Origin of the sequence: Furfurilactobacillus entadae (assembly GCF_045862745.1) — a bacterium.
GTDB lineage: Bacteria > Bacillota > Bacilli > Lactobacillales > Lactobacillaceae > Furfurilactobacillus > Furfurilactobacillus entadae.
Genome location: NZ_BQXN01000008.1, coordinates 1 through 17,017, shown reverse-complemented (window position 1 = coordinate 17,017; position 17,017 = coordinate 1). Strand labels below are relative to the sequence as shown.

The following is a 17,017-nucleotide window of genomic DNA, read 5'->3' as shown; positions in this document are numbered from 1 at the left end:
CCGTGGTGGTCGCTTACTTTTTAATGATTAGGTGAGGGTAGCGTTAACCCACGTACGTTAAATCTTTGCTGGTGTGGGTAAATGGTGCACAGCCATCAGCAGTAATGTGAACACAGTCTTCGATCCGAACACCAGCAACGTTTGGAATGTAGATCCCGGGTTCAATGGAGAAGCACATGCCTTCCTTTAGAACCATATCATTACCTTCCATGATACTTGGGAATTCGTGTTCAGATTGCCCCATCCCATGGCCGAGCCGGTGAATGAAGTATTCGCCGTAGCCGGCCTTGGTGATGATGTCACGAGCAACCTTATCAAGGTCAGCTGCCGTGATGCCAGGGCGGGCAGCCTCCATTGCGGCCAGCTGCGCTTCTAAACAGACTTTGTAAATGTCAGCTTGTTTATCAGTCAGGGTCCCAACGGCAACGGTCCGAGAGGCATCAGAAATGTAACCATCATGAACGGTCCCTAAATCAAACAGCACCAATTCATTATTTTGAATCTTGAGGTCACTGGTTGCACCATGAGGTTCGGCAGCATGAGCGCCAGCTTGAATCAATGTTTCAAAGCTCATGTTCATGACACCACGCTTCATTAAGGCATATTGCAATTCTGCGGCGACCCGTTGTTCAGGTACGCCAGCAGCAACGGCCTTGAAGCCGATTTCAAACGCATAGTCGGCTTCGGCACCGGCGGCGTTTAAGAGGTCAATTTCATGTGGTGTCTTGATGACCCGTAATGAAGCAAGGTAATCCGTTGCGTCTGTTTCAAATAGCGCATTCGGGAACTGTTCGTGCATGGCGTTGAAGCGGTCAATCGTTAGGTTGCCCATTTCAATGGCCCACTTTTTCGGGTTCGCCACGCGGTTTTTGATTTGGTCCGCAATCATTGCAAAGGCGTTTTCATGATCAAGATACCCGTAAGCGCCATAAGGCCACCCAGTGTCCTTAACGGCCTCGACCTCTAGTGCCGGACAAAATAGGAACGGATCTTGATCTGGAAATACAAAGAGGGCAAGAACACGTTCAATGGGATCGGAACCGAACCCGGTCAAGTATTGAATGGTTTGGAAATTGCTAAAGTACGCAACGTCCACGCCCTGGTCGGCCACCCATTGTTGAACTTGTGCTAATTGTGTGTAATCTGCCATAACATCGCCTCATTTTCAATTATTGTGAAACTCAAACATCTAAATCATTCAATGTTGTCCCTAGTATAGCACAATGGCGTCGCATGGCTTGCACCCGGCAGTTGTTTGATTTATATTTGGAGTAAGCGGTTTCATGATTGCTTTCATGTATCTGCTTTGTTATATTAGTTAAGCTATGAAAATAAATGAAAACAAATTAAATCAAGAATGAAAGGATGTAACAATGGATAAGCAAACTGTAACAATCTATGATGTTGCTCGTGAAGCAGCTGTTTCAATGGCCACCGTTTCGCGTGTCGTGAATGGTAACCCAAACGTGAAGCCAGCAACACGGCAAAAAGTGCTGGATGTAATTGATCAATTGGACTACCGGCCAAATGCCGTTGCCCGTGGATTAGCCTCCAAAAAGACGACAACAATCGGGGTTATCATTCCTGATTTAACAAACTCGTACTTTTCTGAACTGGCACGGGGAATCGATGACGTTGCCTTGATGTACAAGTACAACATCATTTTGGCTTCTTCTGATGAAAATCATGATAAAGAACTACAAGTGATCGATAACCTGATGGCGAAGCAAGTGGACGGCATCATTTACATGGGGAACCAGATTAGTGATGACCTACGAGCTGCCTTTAAGCGGTCCAACGCACCGATCGTTTTGGCTGGATCAGTGGATCCTGAGCACCAGGCCCCATCCGTTAACATTGATTACGTTGCTGCCGTAACACAGGCCGTGACAAAATTAATTGACCGGGGCAACAAGCGCATTGCTTTTGTCACTGGTTCAATGGATGATAGCATCAACCGAGATTACCGGTTGAAGGGGTACAAGCAGGCCCTAAGCGGCGCACGGATCAACTATGATGAAGGCCTTGTATTCCAAACGGGCTATTCATACAAAGCTGGGTTTGGGTTGGCAAAAGCGTTGCAAGATGTTAACGCCACGGCAGCCTTTGTGGGTGACGATGAACTGGCCGCAGGGGTCTTAAACGGATTGACAGACGCCGGGATTCGGGTTCCGGAAGACTTTGAAATTATTACCAGTAACGATACCCGCTTTACGGAAATCACGCGTCCGCGGATGAGTTCCATTACGCAACCACTGTATGATATTGGTGCGGTGTCCATGCGGTTATTAACAAAGTTAATGAATGGTGAAGACATTGGCGAACGGACTGTTGTTCTGCCATACGGCTTAAAAAAGCGGAATTCGACAAAGTAATTTTTAACGAACAAAAACGAGTTTGAAAATGGTAAGTTATTTTCAAACTCGTTTTTTTGATGCCACGAAATTTATGAAAATGGTAGTACCGCGATGATTGCTAAAATGCTGCTATGATAGCCGTTCGTCATAACGGTGTGTGGGTAATCACGCATCCGTTTGTAAACGTCTTTTAGATTTGCCACAATGATCAATGAATGACTGATTATTAGGTGACAATCGTTGAAAGCGATTGAACTCGCGTCGTTCCAGTGGTATATTATTATTCGGTGTTTTATACACACATTAAACCAACTAATAAAGGAGTTGCCGATTATGTCAGGACATTCAAAATGGCATAACATCCAAGGGCGGAAGAATGCTCAGGATGCTAAGCGTGGAAAAATTTTCCAAAAAATCTCACGTGACTTATACCAAGCCGCAAAAGCTGGTGGTGCCGACCCTGATGGCAACGCTCAATTACGGTTAGTCATGGATAAAGCTAAGGCTGCTAACATGCCAAAGGACGTTGTTAAACGTGCGTTGGATAAAGCAACTGGTGCTGGTGGTCAAAAGTTCGAAGAAATCACTTACGAGGGTTACGGCCCTGGTGGGACTGCTGTGATGGTTGCTACGTTGACGGATAACAAAAACCGGACGGCTTCAGCAATTCGGTCCGCTTTCACTCACCATGGTGGTGCCTTAGGTGCTTCAGGTTCAGTGGCTTACATGTTTAACCGTCGCGGGTTCATTGTCATTTTACGTGATGGGATTGACGCTGACGAAGACACCATGTTAATGAGTGCTCTGGATGCTGGTGCTGACGACATGACAACCACTGAAGACGCATTTGAAATTTACACGGATCCAAGTCAACTGGCTGCTGTCCGTGACGCGTTGCAAGAACAAGGCTTTGCTTTAGACACTGCAGAAATCACAATGATTCCTGAAAACGTGACGGCGGTTCCTGCCGATAAGGCTAAGCAATACATTAACTTAATTGATGAATTAAACGATAACGATGATGTTTCGGATGTTTACGAAGCAGCTGAAGTAACAGAAGTTGCTGAAGACTAGTTATCGTAACGATGAAAGACGTTGACTCAAATGAGTCAGCGTCTTTTTTTACGTTGACCGTCAAATTTTTTGAAACGATGACGAATAAATGGCGGGTGCTTGCGTATGTTGTCGGTATAGAGGGGAGTGAGGAAGAGATGCAACCTGCTGAACGATTAATCAAGGTGTTGATCTGGGCCATGGCAAAGACAGCCAACGATATCTATCTGTTTCCAAAGGTAACGGGTTACGAAATTATTATTCACACGGTTGCAGGGGTCGAAAAGTTAATGAACCTATCGGCCAGTCAGGCTGAACAGCTAATGGCATACGTTAAGTATCAAGCGAACATGTCAATTAGTGATCACAGGCGACCGCAATTGGGGGCGTTATCCATGACGGTAGCAAAGCAAACCGTGCACTTGCGGTTATCGACAGTTGGGGATTTTCAGGATCATGAATCAATGGTGATTCGGATTATTTATCCACTGGAAGCAGTGACACAAACCGTGCATCAAGGGCCTCAGTGGGCGGCACTTAGTCATTTGGCGCAACAACGGGGGTTGTTTATTCTCAGTGGACCAACGGGTTCCGGGAAAACGACGACCATTTACCAACTAGCACAGCAGTTGGCTGATCAGGCCGTTGTGTTAACGATTGAGGACCCAGTTGAGATTAGTGAGCCACGATTCATTCAGCTTCAGGTCAATAAGCCCGCCGGAATGGACTATGAATCCCTGCTAAAACTCGCACTCCGTCACCGCCCGGATGTGTTTGTGATCGGCGAAATTCGTGATGAACAAACGGCAAAAATCGCGGTTCAAGCGGCACTTAGTGGACACGTCGTCCTTTCAACGGTTCACGCGCAAAGTGCGCACGGTGTGTTACCACGGTTGCATCAACTCGGCATTTCTTTAGCAGACTTGCAACAAGTCATTACGGGAGTCTGTTACCAACGCTTGTTACCGGGGACGACTCATCCGGTGGTGCTATACGACTGGTTGGAGCCCACCGATTTATTTAATGACATGACCCAAGAACGTTCACTCACTCAGCAAATGACCTGGAGGTGGCATGATGCGCTCAGCAAGGCAATTAGTGATGGAAAAGTGGCAGCAACCGTGGCGACGGCATACAGAGCCGGCTAAGGTAAAACCGTTACGCGCCGCACCGGCCGCACAGTTTTTCAGTTTGATGGCAGATGTGTTAGCGGTTGGGTTTTCGCTTCGTGAGGGCCTTAATTTTGCGCGAATCATGTTGCCACGCCAACGGGTGACGATTACGGCCATCCAGGTGTCACTTTCGGCGGGAACGACGTTTTCAAATGCGGTGCAACCATTTGTGGACGTTGACTGTTACTACCAGTTGAAAATTGCGGAGGAAAATGGGGCGCTGGACCTAGTTTTAACAAACTTGGGGAATTTCTTAGCGGTCAAACATCGGCAACAACAAAAAGTTAGGGCCGTCCTCCGGTATCCGTTAGCGATTTTAGGATTGTTGCTGTTGTTAATGCTTGCAGTCAAACAGGTGTTGGCCCCAGAGTTACGCGAGCTAGTGCCACACCGGTCGTCGTTAACGGGCCCCTGGTCACTTGTTTGGGTAGGCGGTGGTTGTTTGATGATGATTGTTATCCTTATTGGCATTTGGCGCTTGTGGCGGCACCCACGCTTAGAGCGGGTCGTCATTGGTTGTCACTTTCCGATTCTTGGCGGCTTGTTGAGGTTGTATTGGCACTATTATCTGGCACTTAATCTGGGCTTGCTACTTGCAAGTGGATTGCAATCGCATGACGTGCTTCGTTTACTCAAAACGTATCAGCCACGCTCTGTGTTACGGCAGTTAGCGGACGAACTTGATGTTCATTTGAAAAAGGGGGCGACCATCGCGCAATTCGTCGATCGGTACGCATTTTTGCCGACAACGTTTAGCATGTTTTTCAGCAAGGGGTTAACAACCCAACAGCTTGCTAAGGATCTCCGGGCGGACGCCCAACTAACGTATCAACGGTTGTTTACGCGGATCGAAAGCCTCATTGGCTTGGTTCAGCCCCTCTTGTTTGGAGTGATTGGGGCAGGAATCATTGGTCTTTACCTGAGTTTACTGTTACCGATGTATCAGGCGATTGGAGGATTATCATGACGCGACGGACGCCGGCAAAACGGGGACAACGCACCGGCTTTACGCTAATCGAAATGGCGGTGGTGTTGTTCATTATTTCGTTATTGATTTTGATTATTTTGCCAAACATCACGGCAGCGCGTAAAAACGCCACGAAAACCCACCAGGATGCCTTAACTCAGGTGGTGCAGACCCAGGTCGATTTATACCAGAATGATCACGGAACTCAGGCGGTGACGTTTGATGAATTAGCGGCGGATAAATACTTAACGGGCAAACAGATTGATAAGGCAAAGGATGCCGGTATTGAAATCACGGATAATGTTGCGACCAAAAAATAGAGCGGGGTTTACGCTGATTGAAATGGTGGTGGTGTTAGCTGTGACCACATTAATGATACTATGGGGCACCCAGGCGTTTGCCCAAACGCGGCAGATTCAAACGGAACGGCAATTTTTAACAACAACGGTGGCGCTCATTGAACAGGGGCGGGCTCATGCGGCGCAATCAAATTTCTTGGTGAAGGTGAGCTTTACGGATGCAGGTGTTGTTTATCAAGAATTTGATTCCCATCACACGGTCCGGTTGGCGATGCCAAAAAGTTTACGGTTGCCTCATGGTTGGGCGGATCAACTTGATGGCACAGGCCATGACAGCGCCAAAAGACATTGCCTTTGTTACAACACGCGGCGTTAGTTACCACATCAAACCACAATTAGGCTGGGGGGTTGTTCATGTTACGGAGGAAAAAATGTGAGCGGTCAGGATTTGTTTTAATGGAAGCTATTCTTGCGTTAACACTTGCAAGCGGGACCTGTCTCTTTGTTGCGGAGACAAACCAGTCGATGAGTGCCCGGTTAACGATTGAACGAGGACACGTGCACCAGGCACAGCAGGATTACGAAGCAAGTTGTCGTGTTTTAGGGGCCATGGTTGATGGGCGTGACTAGGCCGCGAGCAAGTTTCACCTTAGTTGAAACGGTCTGGGCACTGATGATCGGGTTAATGATCCTCTTTACCATTGGCCTTGTGGTGCAACAACTGCGCCGCCAATTAGAGCCACGGTTACTTAACCAAACGCAATTAGATAATGCGATGATTCATTTGAGTGATGACCGCCAACACATGCGTTATGTAAACGGTACGGCGACCGCAATCCAACTTACTGGGGTTGCAGCCACGGCGGTTAAGCCAAGCCAGTACTGGGTTCGTTTAACGCACCATCAGCTAGTGCTGACGACGAGTCAGGGCGGTTACATGCCTTTAGTTGAGCGTGTTTCAACGGTTCATTTTTCCTATAGTGCCCATTGCTTGACGCTCACGGTGACGTGGTTAAATCAGCAAACGGCTCGGCGGATGGTGTGGCTACCAACGGCTGAGTTAGGAGGTGCTACATGATCTATCGGAGGGGCTTCATGTTACCCACAACAATTTTTCTGTTGCTATTAGTGACCGGAATTATGTTAGGTCATGTTGCGGCAAACGAGGCCGGGGTTCGGGCGTTACGAAGTGAGCGGGACTACTGGCAAATTCAAACAATCACAAAACAAACGGCAATCGAACATCTTAAAAATCCGATGAAAAGTCAGTTTACATTTCAAACCGGGGAAGCAACGTTAAATGATTCACAAATTTCCATTCATTTACGGTCTGGTCAAACCGCGTCGCGCCACGTTTGGGAGCGTAATCAACGGTTGAAATAAGTGCGTCGAATCGGTATCCTTAATAAGGACACCGGTTTTTATGACGATGTAAACTAAGAGTAAACGATCAAAGAGGTGAAGTGGGCTGGCACAAGAAGACGTACAGGCGCTCTACGAGACGCTTAATCAAGCAATTTCACTATTACAAGAACAGCTCGAGACAAGTTATTTGGATGCGTTCATCGAAGTTGGTGATGACCTGATCGATGGCGGAACGGTTCGCATCGAAGAAGGCCGTCCAACGGCTGAGGCGGCGGCAACATTGCGTGATTTATACGCAAAGATTTCACTTGATCAGTTAACGCCAGAGGAGATTCGGCAGGCGCTTCAACTCGTTTTGTTGAAGGATGTTGAAACAGACGCTATTGACGCAAATCATCAATTGACGCCAGACGCGATTGGCTTTTTGGTTGCCTATTTAGCCAGTCGGTTACTCCCACAACAAGCCTTAACGGTGCTTGATCTCGCGGTGGGAACTGGGAACTTATTGACGACGGTGATGAACCAGTTAATGACGGATTCAGCGGTGACGATTCACGGGTTTGGTGTGGATAATGATGATTCAATGCTGGCAGCGGCCAACATTGATGGTGCCCTTCAACGCCATGATCTGGAACTGTTTCATCAGGATGCGTTGGATCCGTTGATGATGCCAGCTGTGGATCTTGTGGTCAGCGACTTACCAGTTGGGTATTATCCGTTGGATGAACACGCAAAGGCGTTTGAAACGGCCGCCAAAACGGGCCACTCATATGTTCATCACTTGTTACTTGAACAGGCCGTGCACCAGCTGAAACCTGGTGGCTGGGGAATCTTCCTGGTTCCAAGTGACCTCTTCACATCGAGTGAGGCAAAGGGGCTGGTCGCGTGGATTCAAGAACACGCTCATTTACAAGGGTTATTAAACTTACCGGGTGAGTTGTTTATGAATAAGTCTGCGCAAAAGGCAATTTTACTGTTACAAAAGAAGGGTGGCACGGCTAAACAAGCTGGGCAAGTCCTTCTGGGTGAATTTCCATCATTTAAGCAACCAGATGCAGTTCAACAATTCATGCAACAAATCGATGCATGGGTCGTTGCAAATGGTTAACGTTCGTTATTGAGATCAGGCAGACAACTAAAGGAGTGTAAACATGGCAAAGACAATCGCAGTTAACGCAGGGAGTTCCACATTAAAGTTCCAATTATTCGATATGCCAGCTGAAACGGTTATCGCAAAGGGGCTTGTTGACCGGATCGGGTTGGCAGAAGGTTCCTTCACCATTTCTTACGGCGATGGTGAACACTTTAAGCTGGAACAACCATTCAAGGATCACAAAGTAGCCATTAGTGTTTTACTTAAAGAATTGATTGATTTGAAGATCATCGATAGCTTTGACGAGATTACCGGTGTTGGGCACCGGGTGGTTGCTGGTGGTGAATTCTTCAAGGATTCTGTGGTCATTGATGACGATGTGTTAGCTAAGATTGACTCATTGGCTGAATATGCACCATTGCACAACCCAGCGAATGCAACGGGGATCCGGGCATTCCGGGAAGTGTTGCCTGATGCAACGGCGGTTGCTGTGTTTGACACATCGTTCCATGCAACAATGCCTGAAGAAAACTACCTGTACTCCATCCCTTACGAATATTACGAAAAGTATGGCGCCCGGCGTTACGGTGCCCACGGAACGAGTCACCGGTATGTTTCCGCGCGCGCTGCTGAAATGCTTGGCAAACCATTAGCTGACCTGAAGGTAATTACGCTGCACTTGGGTGCGGGTGCTTCATTAGCAGCCATTCAAAATGGCCACTCAATTGATACCTCAATGGGCTTTACGCCACTGGCTGGGATCACAATGGCTACCCGTTCCGGTGACATTGACCCATCGTTAGTGACGTTCCTTCAACAAAAGTTGGGGCTGACGAATCCAGAGGCCATGATTGATATCTTGAACAAAAAGTCTGGGTTACTCGGGATTTCTGGGATTTCTGGTGATATGCGTGATCTGGAAAACAGTGACGAACACCGGGCAGAATTAGCCATGAAGATTTTTGTTAACCGGATCGTGAAATACGTGGGGTCATACATTGCTGAAATGGGCGGTGTGGATGCCATGGTCTTCACGGCCGGAATTGGTGAAAATGCGAAGGAAATGCGTGAAGCAATTGCCGACGCCTTTGGCTACATGGGGGTCAAAATTGACGCAGAACGAAACGATGTTCGTGGTAAAGAGACCATCATTTCAGCTGATGATTCATCTGTAAAGGTTCTGTTAGTGCCAACGGATGAAGAATTAATGATTGCCCGTGACGTTGAACGGTTAAAAAAATAAATTGATGACGTGTTAAAAGCGGGGTAACCACAGTGGTTACCCCGCTTTTTTTATGGTTGATTTGTCTAAGGTGAATTTCTTTCACCTTATACGTGAAATGGTTTCGTTTGTTCAACGTTAACTTGCCCCGTATACTAGAATCAATTAAACGGACGAAATAATAACGGTGGGAAGAAAGAAGCGATCAGGATGAAAGAAACACAAGAAAATGAGCAGGAATTATCACGGGCGTTAAAGAGTCGACACGTTCAGCTAATTGCTATTGGTGGTACGATTGGGACCGGGCTGTTTTTAGGTGCTGGTCAATCGATCCACCTGGCTGGTCCCGCAATCTTACTGGTATACATGCTAACCGGGTTGATGTGTTTCTTGTTGATGCGCTCACTGGGGGAACTGCTGATGTCAGATTTGACGCAGCACTCATTCATTGATTTCATTAAACGGTACCTTGGTGAACGGACCAGCTTTGTAGTGGGCTGGACGTACTGGATCTCGTGGATCACCATTGCCATGGCCGAAATCACGGCCGCTGGGCTGTACGTCCGCTTTTGGTTCCCGACGATCCCCCAGTGGATTCCAGGGTTTATCATCTTAGTGCTCCTGTTATTGCTAAACTTAATTACGGTCAAAGCGTTTGGTGAGGCAGAATTTTGGTTTGCAATTATTAAAATTGTGGCAATCATTGCCCTAATTGTGGTTGGGGTCGTGATGGTGCTGCTTGCCGTCAAGACACCAGCTGGTCACGCTTCATTTGGAAACCTGGTTCGGGACGGTGGGTTCTTTGCAAAGGGTGCGAAGGGGTTCATGCTGTCGTTTCAAATGGTGGTCTTTGCGTTTGTCGGCATTGAAATGGTTGGGATGACCGCGTCAGAGACAGCAGATCCACGGCACGTGATTCCAAAGGCCATTAATGAAATTCCAATGCGGATCATTTTATTCTATGTTGGCTCACTGTTAGTGATCATGAGTATTTATCCATGGTCAGCGGTATCGCCAGATAGCAGTCCGTTTGTGCAAGTGTTTGAAAACGTGGGCATCAAGGCGGCGGCCGGAATCATTAACTTTGTGGTTCTGACAGCGGCGGCATCAGCTTGTAATAGTTCACTGTTTACGACCGGGCGGATGCTGTATTCCTTGACGTACGGTGGGAAAAGCCACTTTGCTAAACGGATGAGTCGGTTATCGAAGCACCAAGTGCCAGCCAACGCACTCCGGTTTTCAACGGCCATTATCGCGGTGGCGGTTGTGTTGAACTACCTCTTTCCCGCTGGGGTGTTCACGTTTATTTCAAGCATTGCGACCACGTGTTTCTTACTCATTTGGGGATTGATCGCGGTAGCGCACTTGCGGTATCGGCGTCAATTAAAGGCAAAGCAATTACCATTTGGTGACTTTGCGGCGCCGTTCATGCCGTGGTCTGACTATTTCGTGATTGCATTCTTGGCTTTTGTTGCGGTGGTGATGACCATGAAGCTTGAAACGTTGATTGCACTTCTTGGTGCGGTGGCGTGGTTCATTGCATTATTTGTTATTAAAACAATAACGACTAACCGAGCAGCACAACAGGTTGGTGAGATTAATCAAGATTAAGTAAAAGCGGTGATGGGCAATGGGCCTGTCACCGCTTTTACATTGGGGTGCGCCGTCACCGTGAAGATTAATGATTGTGGTACAATAAGGAAACGAATCAACGGGAGGTCGAACAGGTGCGTTACTTTACGTCGGATACACATTTTTTTCATGAACAGTTATTGGGCTATAACGAGTTTGCGCCCCGACCGTTTTTAACGGTTGACGACATGAACGAAACCATCATTGAACATTGGAACGCAGTGGTAACGGATGCCGATACGGTGTACCACCTTGGCGACATTGCAATGTACTTCACGCGACCGGCTAGTCTTTCCATGGCCGCGGTGAATGACATCTTGCACCGGTTGCATGGGCACCTGGTTCTTATCAAGGGAAACCATGACAACCGCGCGCTGTTTAAGTACCTAGCAGCTCATAACGAGCTGATGGCAGATGGGGAACCGAAGTTTAGTTTTCAGGATGTCGGTGTGTACTTGAAGTATGATCACCGGCAGTATTATTTAACCCACTACCCGTTTTCATTAGGAATCGTTGGCAATGTGATCAATCTTCATGGGCACATCCATCATTACGCGATGCCAGCTAAGGAAAACATTAACGTGGGTGTGGATACGCCTGAGGTGGCCTATCTTGACCACACGGTTCCGTTTGGTCAACCGTTTTCATTTGCTGAAATTGAACAAATGATCACGGGTAAGGCCGTTGATTTTCAAAAACGTCATTAATTAAGAACGCTTAAAAAGGGGAGTGTGATTCACATCGATCGCGAACACATTCAGCAGTTAGCACAGGAAGCAGCTGAAAAACGGGCGGCCGTTTTTACCGTCGTCCGGGAAAATGAAGAACAATTTTTTATTAACGGTCATCCATATGAACTGGTGACCAACTTTCACGACGCCTTTGATGTCCATAAATTTGCTGAGCGGTACAGTACCGTGCTCAGTAAGTATGATTTCATTGTGGGTGACTGGGGCTTTGACCAACTACGGTTGAAGGGTTTTTATGTTGCCGATAAGGAAAACGTTCCGGTTAGCCAGACGGTGACAGGAATTCAAGATTATCTGTACGAATACTGTAATTTTGGTTGTGCCTACTTTGTTCTGCATAACTTGGATGTTGAAATTGAGCAACAAGATCGGCCACAAAAAGCTGAGCATAAACGGTCACGGCGCCGCCGCAATGGGCGTCATGGCGCGGCCAATGAACAGAAACAGCGGCCTAAGGCTGAGGCGAAAGCACCACGAACGTCAACACAATCAAAGACAACTGGTAATAAAAAGGCGGCACCGAAGCAAAAGGCCGCCCAGTATCAGCGAGCAAAAGGCCAGGAACAACCTGAGAAACATCAGTTTAAGACGCGCCAAAAGAGTCGTGGCGCCAATGGTAGTCGTGGTGGTCGGAAACAACAGGCCCATGTGGAAGAACGGGTCGTAACAAAGGCGCTCACACCGACGGCCGGGACGGGGCAACAAGCAACGTCCTCAAATAACCGGAAACCAGGGCGGCGGCACTTTACGATTCGCCAAAAAGGTGACCACGCGAACCAACCAGCAAAGCCGCAGGAGAATAAGAACTAATGAGCACGTATTCAGGGTACTTTATTGACCTCGATGGCACCATTTATCAGGGCACAACAGCAATACCAACGGCGCAAACGTTTATGAGCCGGTTAATTGAAAGTGGGCGCCCCTACCTCTTTGTGACGAACAACTCCACCAGAAGTCCCGAAGCGGTCGCGGAAAACTTGCGACGCAATCATCACATTGAGACGACGGCTGCGCATGTGTATACGACGGCAATGGCGACAGCTGACTACCTGGTGCGCAAAGCAGACGGTCAGGCGTTGACTGCTTATGTGATTGGCGAACAGGGGTTGCGTGACGCGCTGACGAGCCGCGGGTTTACACTGGTGGCGACGGCTGCCGAACAGCCCACGTTTGTTGTTGTGGGGTTAGACCGCGATGTCACCTATGAAAAGTTTGTGCAGGCGGTTTTGGCCATTCAGAACGGGGCCACGTTTATCGGGACGAATTTGGACACAAACATTCCCAATCAGCGGGGGATGTTACCAGGCGCTGGTGCGGTGGTGGACTTTGTTCGGTATGCGACGGATGTCACTCCAATTACGATTGGCAAGCCGTCAACGATCATCATGAATGAAGCGTTAGCACGGATTGGACTTTCAAAAGAGGCCGTCCTCATGATTGGTGATAATTTGCGGACTGACATCCAGGCGGCTAATAACGCCGGGATGGATTCGCTGCTCACGTTGACCGGATTGTCCACGGTGGCACAGATCAAAACGTTTCAAATTGAGCCGACCCACATTGTTAACGACCTAACGGAGTGGCAACTGTGAGCCAGGTGTGGCAGCGATTAGGACATTGGTTTCGCTACTTATGTGGCTGGCTGTTCATTTTGACTAGTGCAATTACACTGACGGTTCACGCGGTGTGGGTGTACCGCGTCACATTAAGCAATACGGATGTTTTGCAACAGGTGGGATTGACACGGGCACAAATGATGCATAACTACATGCAACTCCTGCACTACCTTAACTGGCCGTGGGTGACCCAACTAAGACTCCCGAACTTTGTGGATTCCGTAGGGGCCCTTAAACACTTTGCAGATGTAAAGCAGTTACTCTTGCTAAACAATCTGGTGTGCTTGGTGACACTGCCCATCGTAGGGTGGGGGCTGTGGTGGCTATGGCATGAGGAGCGGCTATGGCAATTGTTGTTACCCATGCAGATTGCGTTACCCCTTCCACCCGTTGTTGCGGCGTTAATGGCCGTTAATTTCGACCAATTTTTTATTACGTTTCATCATCTCTTGTTTCGAAATAACGATTGGCTGTTTGATCCACGTTATGATCCGATCATCAATGCACTACCAGAGTCGTTCTTTCTCGCTTGCTTTGCACTATTCTTTGTCTTACTAGAAGGCTGGCTTATTGCTGGCTATCTGGTTAGTCGGCGGAGCTTGCGATAATAAAAAGACCGGTCATGGTCGTTTAGTGAATAACCACTAGACGACCATGACCGGTCTTTTTTGTTATTAATTAAGCGCGATTCATTCTGCCGCGGATGTAACCGACGACAGCAGGAATTAATGAAATAACGATAATTCCCAAAACAACGGCTGAAAAGTGCGCCTTTACAAACGGGATGTTACCGAAGAAGAAGCCCCCGGCAGAACATAAAGCCACCCACGCGACACAACCGGTTAGTGAGAACCGAATGAAACGACGGTAAGGCATGTTACTACCGCCAGCGACAAACGGTGCAAACGTCCGGATGATCGGCATAAACCGGGCCAGGATGATCGCCATGGCACCGTGCGCATTAAAGAAGGCTTCGGAGCGTTCTAACGACTCCTTTTTGATGAGCTTCCCGAAAATCGAGTGGTTCGAGAGGGCGTGACCAATGCGCTGTCCAATGAAGAAGTTGAGTGAATCACCAGAGATACAGGCAATGAGGAACAAAATCACGAATGTCCAAATGTTCAAATGGTAAACAGGGTTGGCAGCGAGGGCGCTGGCTGCAAAGAGCAGTGAATCTCCCGGTAAGAAGGGGAGAATAACGGCACCAGTTTCCACGAAGATAATGGCAAAGAGGATGAGGTACGTCCAGTTACCAAACGTATTAACAATGGAAACAAGGTGCGCGTCAATGTGTAAGACAAAATCAATGAGGGTCGACATGAGCAATCCTTTCACAACTAAAATTTTAAATAATCAACCATTATGGCTTGTCATAATGCGACAATGGGCCTACTATATCAGAAAAACGGTGGCGGCAAAACTAGTGAGCTTAGTTTCATAAGAAAATTAAGGAAATTGCAACTTAGAATTCTTACCTTAACACCAATTTGTAATCGTTAATTGCATGTGGCGGTGACGTTGTTTACAATGAAAAAGAAATTATTAAAAACGCTTCGGATGATTCCGTGGCTGACGATATGAATCCAAACTAATATAGATGAATGGAAGGCGGACAATAATATGTATCCACAACTTGAACTCGAGGCAGCAAAAGGCCCACAAGTAACACTGCACACAACAATGGGGGATGTTACCGTTCAATTATTTGATGAACAGGCCCCTAAGACCGTTGCAAACTTCGTTGGGTTAGCAAAGAACGGTTATTACGATGGTGTGAGTTTTCACCGTGTCATTAGTGACTTTATGATTCAGGGGGGCGATCCTACTGGAACGGGTGCTGGTGGTGAAAGTATCTATGGTCAATCATTTGAAGACGAATTTTCTGATCAACTGTTTAACTTCCGTGGCGCATTGTCCATGGCAAATGCCGGCCCTAACACAAATGGAAGTCAGTTCTTCATTGTTCAAGCAAAACGGGTGCCGGCTGACATGCTGCAACAATTAAGCGGAATGGGTGTTGATGACGCTGTTGTTAACCAGTATAAGCAAGGGGGCACACCATGGCTTGATGGCCACCACACGGTCTTTGGTCAGGTGATCAAAGGAATGGACGTTGTGGATGCAATGGGGGCCGTTTCAACAAATTATGAAGACCGTCCAGATGTGCCAATTCTCATTAACAGTGTTTCAGTTAGCGACTAGTTAAGGAGACCGGTGAGATGGAGTATCGAATTGGTCAGATTGTTAAAGGCACGGTAACGGGGATTCAACCGTACGGTGCCTTTGTTAATCTGGATGAAGATCATCAGGGACTGATTCACATTTCGGAAATGCACGTGGGGTTTGTTAGTGATATGCGGGCATTTCTAAAGGTGGGGGAGTCCGTGACGGTAAAAGTACTGGATATTGATGAATATTCAGGGAAAATTAGTTTGTCCATTCGTTGTTTAGAGGAGGACGCCCAGGAACGAACCCCTGGGATCAATCCGCGGCAACAACATAAACGGTACTGGACAACACGTCACGTTCGAACTGGCTTTACGCCAATTGAAGAACAAATGCCCGCGTGGTTAGCAGAGGCGCGGCAGCGGTTTTTAACGATACGGTAGAAGAGGAGCTCGTGTAAGTTATGAAGCAAGTAGCCGGAACAATTTTAACGATTGAAGATAATGTGCCAAGTTTTTTGGTCACAAAGGGTGATAAAGAACAGATGTATGGGTTCTTTTCAACTGGTGTTGAAGAAGGAAAGACGGCGTTAGCCAGTATTTTGGATCAATTAAAGGGCCAACTAGATTTAGATTTAGAGGGGCTGCGATTAAGCGAGCTGACATCTTGCCAAATTTGCACGGATAATGTGTCGCTTTTTGTGTTCGATCACTTACTGGTGGATGAAGCACTGCAAAAGCGTGCAGAAGCCCATCAAATGGCGTTTGTGCAGGGTAATGAACTGCATGAATTGTTCACGGATGTGAAATTTGATTCAGCACCATTGCTAGATTAAACCGTTATTTTGAACTTTTTTGCAAAATAGGGTTGACCAGTTTAGCTGGAATTGATATAGTATTACTCGTTGCTAACGCAGAAGCGTTGCGGCGGGGTTTTGAATCAATTGGTTATCAAAAAAAGTTAAAACTTTTCCTTGACGACATTGAGACAAAATGATATAGTTAAATAGTTGTCTTGAGGCAACGAGTTAGATCTTTGAAAACTGAACAACGTTTCGACGAATCAAATGTGTAGGGTCTTTGAACGAAAGTTCAAAACAATACAATTGTGAAGTCAATTCACTTTATAACCAAGTAACAAAAACAAGAGTTAGTTCAAATAACTCATTAATTTGAGAGTTTGATCCTGGCTCAGGATGAACGCTGGCGGCGTGCCTAATACATGCAAGTCGAACGCATCTTCGTTTTTGATTGACGGTGCTTGCACTTGATTGATAAAACATTGAGATGAGTGGCGAACGGGTGAGTAACACGTGGGTAACCTGCC

General features: G+C 47.2%; 21 protein-coding genes and 1 rRNA gene. 20 read left to right on the top strand and 2 right to left on the bottom strand.

Features of this window, described 5'->3' with window-relative positions:
• Positions 1–43: 43 nt before the first annotated feature.
• On the bottom strand, positions 44–1,150 hold the full coding sequence (locus ACKTR5_RS05065) for a M24 family metallopeptidase (RefSeq protein WP_407879719.1): 1,107 nt from the start codon (positions 1,148–1,150) through the stop codon (positions 44–46).
• Positions 1,151–1,373: 223 nt separating this feature from the next.
• Here ACKTR5_RS05065 and ccpA point away from each other — a divergent pair, with 223 nt between their 5' ends.
• From ccpA to ACKTR5_RS04985, 16 genes are all read left to right on the top strand, one after another.
• Positions 1,374–2,375, top strand: a complete 1,002-nt coding sequence (gene ccpA / locus ACKTR5_RS05060; protein ID WP_407879718.1) for a catabolite control protein A — start codon at positions 1,374–1,376, stop codon at positions 2,373–2,375.
• A 315-nt stretch (positions 2,376–2,690) separates the two neighbouring features.
• Positions 2,691–3,431 carry a YebC/PmpR family DNA-binding transcriptional regulator gene (locus ACKTR5_RS05055; RefSeq protein ID WP_407879716.1) on the top strand — a complete coding sequence of 247 codons (741 nt, stop codon included), beginning with the start codon at positions 2,691–2,693 and terminating at the stop codon, positions 3,429–3,431.
• 137 nt (positions 3,432–3,568) lie between these two features.
• On the top strand, positions 3,569–4,558 hold the full coding sequence (gene comGA, locus ACKTR5_RS05050; RefSeq protein WP_407879715.1) for a competence type IV pilus ATPase ComGA: 990 nt from the start codon (positions 3,569–3,571) through the stop codon (positions 4,556–4,558).
• Positions 4,488–5,549, top strand: a complete 1,062-nt coding sequence (locus ACKTR5_RS05045) for a type II secretion system F family protein (RefSeq protein ID WP_407879714.1) — start codon at positions 4,488–4,490, stop codon at positions 5,547–5,549. Before comGA ends, ACKTR5_RS05045 begins: the two co-directional genes overlap by 71 nt.
• A complete protein-coding gene (gene comGC / locus ACKTR5_RS05040; RefSeq protein WP_407879713.1) occupies positions 5,546–5,869 on the top strand; it encodes a competence type IV pilus major pilin ComGC in 324 nt (107 codons plus the stop codon). The genes ACKTR5_RS05045 and comGC overlap by 4 nt, the downstream gene beginning before the upstream one ends.
• On the top strand, positions 5,835–6,224 hold the full coding sequence (locus ACKTR5_RS05035; RefSeq protein WP_407879712.1) for a pilus assembly FimT family protein: 390 nt from the start codon (positions 5,835–5,837) through the stop codon (positions 6,222–6,224). The genes comGC and ACKTR5_RS05035 overlap by 35 nt, the downstream gene beginning before the upstream one ends.
• An 80-nt stretch (positions 6,225–6,304) precedes the next feature.
• Positions 6,305–6,478 (top strand): hypothetical protein, encoded by a 174-nt coding sequence (locus tag ACKTR5_RS05030; protein ID WP_407879711.1) that lies wholly within the window; start codon positions 6,305–6,307, stop codon positions 6,476–6,478.
• Positions 6,465–6,926 (top strand): competence type IV pilus minor pilin ComGF, encoded by a 462-nt coding sequence (locus tag ACKTR5_RS05025; protein ID WP_407879710.1) that lies wholly within the window; start codon positions 6,465–6,467, stop codon positions 6,924–6,926. The genes ACKTR5_RS05030 and ACKTR5_RS05025 overlap by 14 nt, the downstream gene beginning before the upstream one ends.
• Positions 6,923–7,231, top strand: coding sequence for a hypothetical protein (locus ACKTR5_RS05020; RefSeq protein ID WP_407879709.1), 309 nt, complete (start codon positions 6,923–6,925; stop codon positions 7,229–7,231). The genes ACKTR5_RS05025 and ACKTR5_RS05020 overlap by 4 nt, the downstream gene beginning before the upstream one ends.
• Before the next feature lie 85 nt (positions 7,232–7,316).
• Entirely contained in the window at positions 7,317–8,321 is a 1,005-nt protein-coding gene (locus ACKTR5_RS05015; RefSeq protein ID WP_407879812.1) for a class I SAM-dependent methyltransferase, read from the top strand.
• Between the two features lie 43 nt (positions 8,322–8,364).
• Entirely contained in the window at positions 8,365–9,549 is a 1,185-nt protein-coding gene (locus tag ACKTR5_RS05010; protein WP_407879707.1) for an acetate/propionate family kinase, read from the top strand.
• A 189-nt stretch (positions 9,550–9,738) separates the two neighbouring features.
• Positions 9,739–11,139: an amino acid permease gene (locus ACKTR5_RS05005; protein ID WP_407879706.1), complete on the top strand. Its 1,401-nt coding sequence runs from the start codon at positions 9,739–9,741 to the stop codon at positions 11,137–11,139.
• Positions 11,140–11,255: 116 nt separating this feature from the next.
• Entirely contained in the window at positions 11,256–11,867 is a 612-nt protein-coding gene (locus ACKTR5_RS05000; RefSeq protein WP_407879810.1) for a metallophosphatase, read from the top strand.
• Positions 11,868–11,891: 24 nt separating this feature from the next.
• Positions 11,892–12,719, top strand: coding sequence for a YutD family protein (locus ACKTR5_RS04995; RefSeq protein ID WP_407879705.1), 828 nt, complete (start codon positions 11,892–11,894; stop codon positions 12,717–12,719).
• Positions 12,719–13,501 carry a TIGR01457 family HAD-type hydrolase gene (locus ACKTR5_RS04990; RefSeq protein ID WP_407879703.1) on the top strand — a complete coding sequence of 261 codons (783 nt, stop codon included), beginning with the start codon at positions 12,719–12,721 and terminating at the stop codon, positions 13,499–13,501. Before ACKTR5_RS04995 ends, ACKTR5_RS04990 begins: the two co-directional genes overlap by 1 nt.
• Complete coding sequence (locus tag ACKTR5_RS04985) at positions 13,498–14,133, top strand: TIGR01906 family membrane protein (RefSeq protein ID WP_407879701.1); 636 nt, start codon at positions 13,498–13,500, stop codon at positions 14,131–14,133. The genes ACKTR5_RS04990 and ACKTR5_RS04985 overlap by 4 nt, the downstream gene beginning before the upstream one ends.
• 70 nt (positions 14,134–14,203) lie before the next feature.
• On the opposite strand, the gene ACKTR5_RS04980 is transcribed toward ACKTR5_RS04985, so the two are convergent.
• A complete protein-coding gene (locus tag ACKTR5_RS04980; RefSeq protein WP_407879699.1) occupies positions 14,204–14,845 on the bottom strand; it encodes a VTT domain-containing protein in 642 nt (213 codons plus the stop codon).
• Between the two features lie 300 nt (positions 14,846–15,145).
• On the opposite strand from ACKTR5_RS04980, the gene ACKTR5_RS04975 reads away from it, so the two are divergent.
• The 4 genes from ACKTR5_RS04975 to ACKTR5_RS04960 all read left to right on the top strand — a co-directional run.
• Complete coding sequence (locus tag ACKTR5_RS04975; RefSeq protein WP_407879697.1) at positions 15,146–15,727, top strand: peptidylprolyl isomerase; 582 nt, start codon at positions 15,146–15,148, stop codon at positions 15,725–15,727.
• 17 nt (positions 15,728–15,744) lie between these two features.
• Complete coding sequence (locus ACKTR5_RS04970) at positions 15,745–16,134, top strand: CvfD/Ygs/GSP13 family RNA-binding post-transcriptional regulator (RefSeq protein WP_407879695.1); 390 nt, start codon at positions 15,745–15,747, stop codon at positions 16,132–16,134.
• A gap of 20 nt (positions 16,135–16,154) precedes the next feature.
• On the top strand, positions 16,155–16,526 hold the full coding sequence (locus ACKTR5_RS04965) for a hypothetical protein (RefSeq protein ID WP_407879693.1): 372 nt from the start codon (positions 16,155–16,157) through the stop codon (positions 16,524–16,526).
• A gap of 332 nt (positions 16,527–16,858) precedes the next feature.
• Positions 16,859–17,017 (top strand): 16S ribosomal RNA (locus ACKTR5_RS04960); the annotation flags it as partial.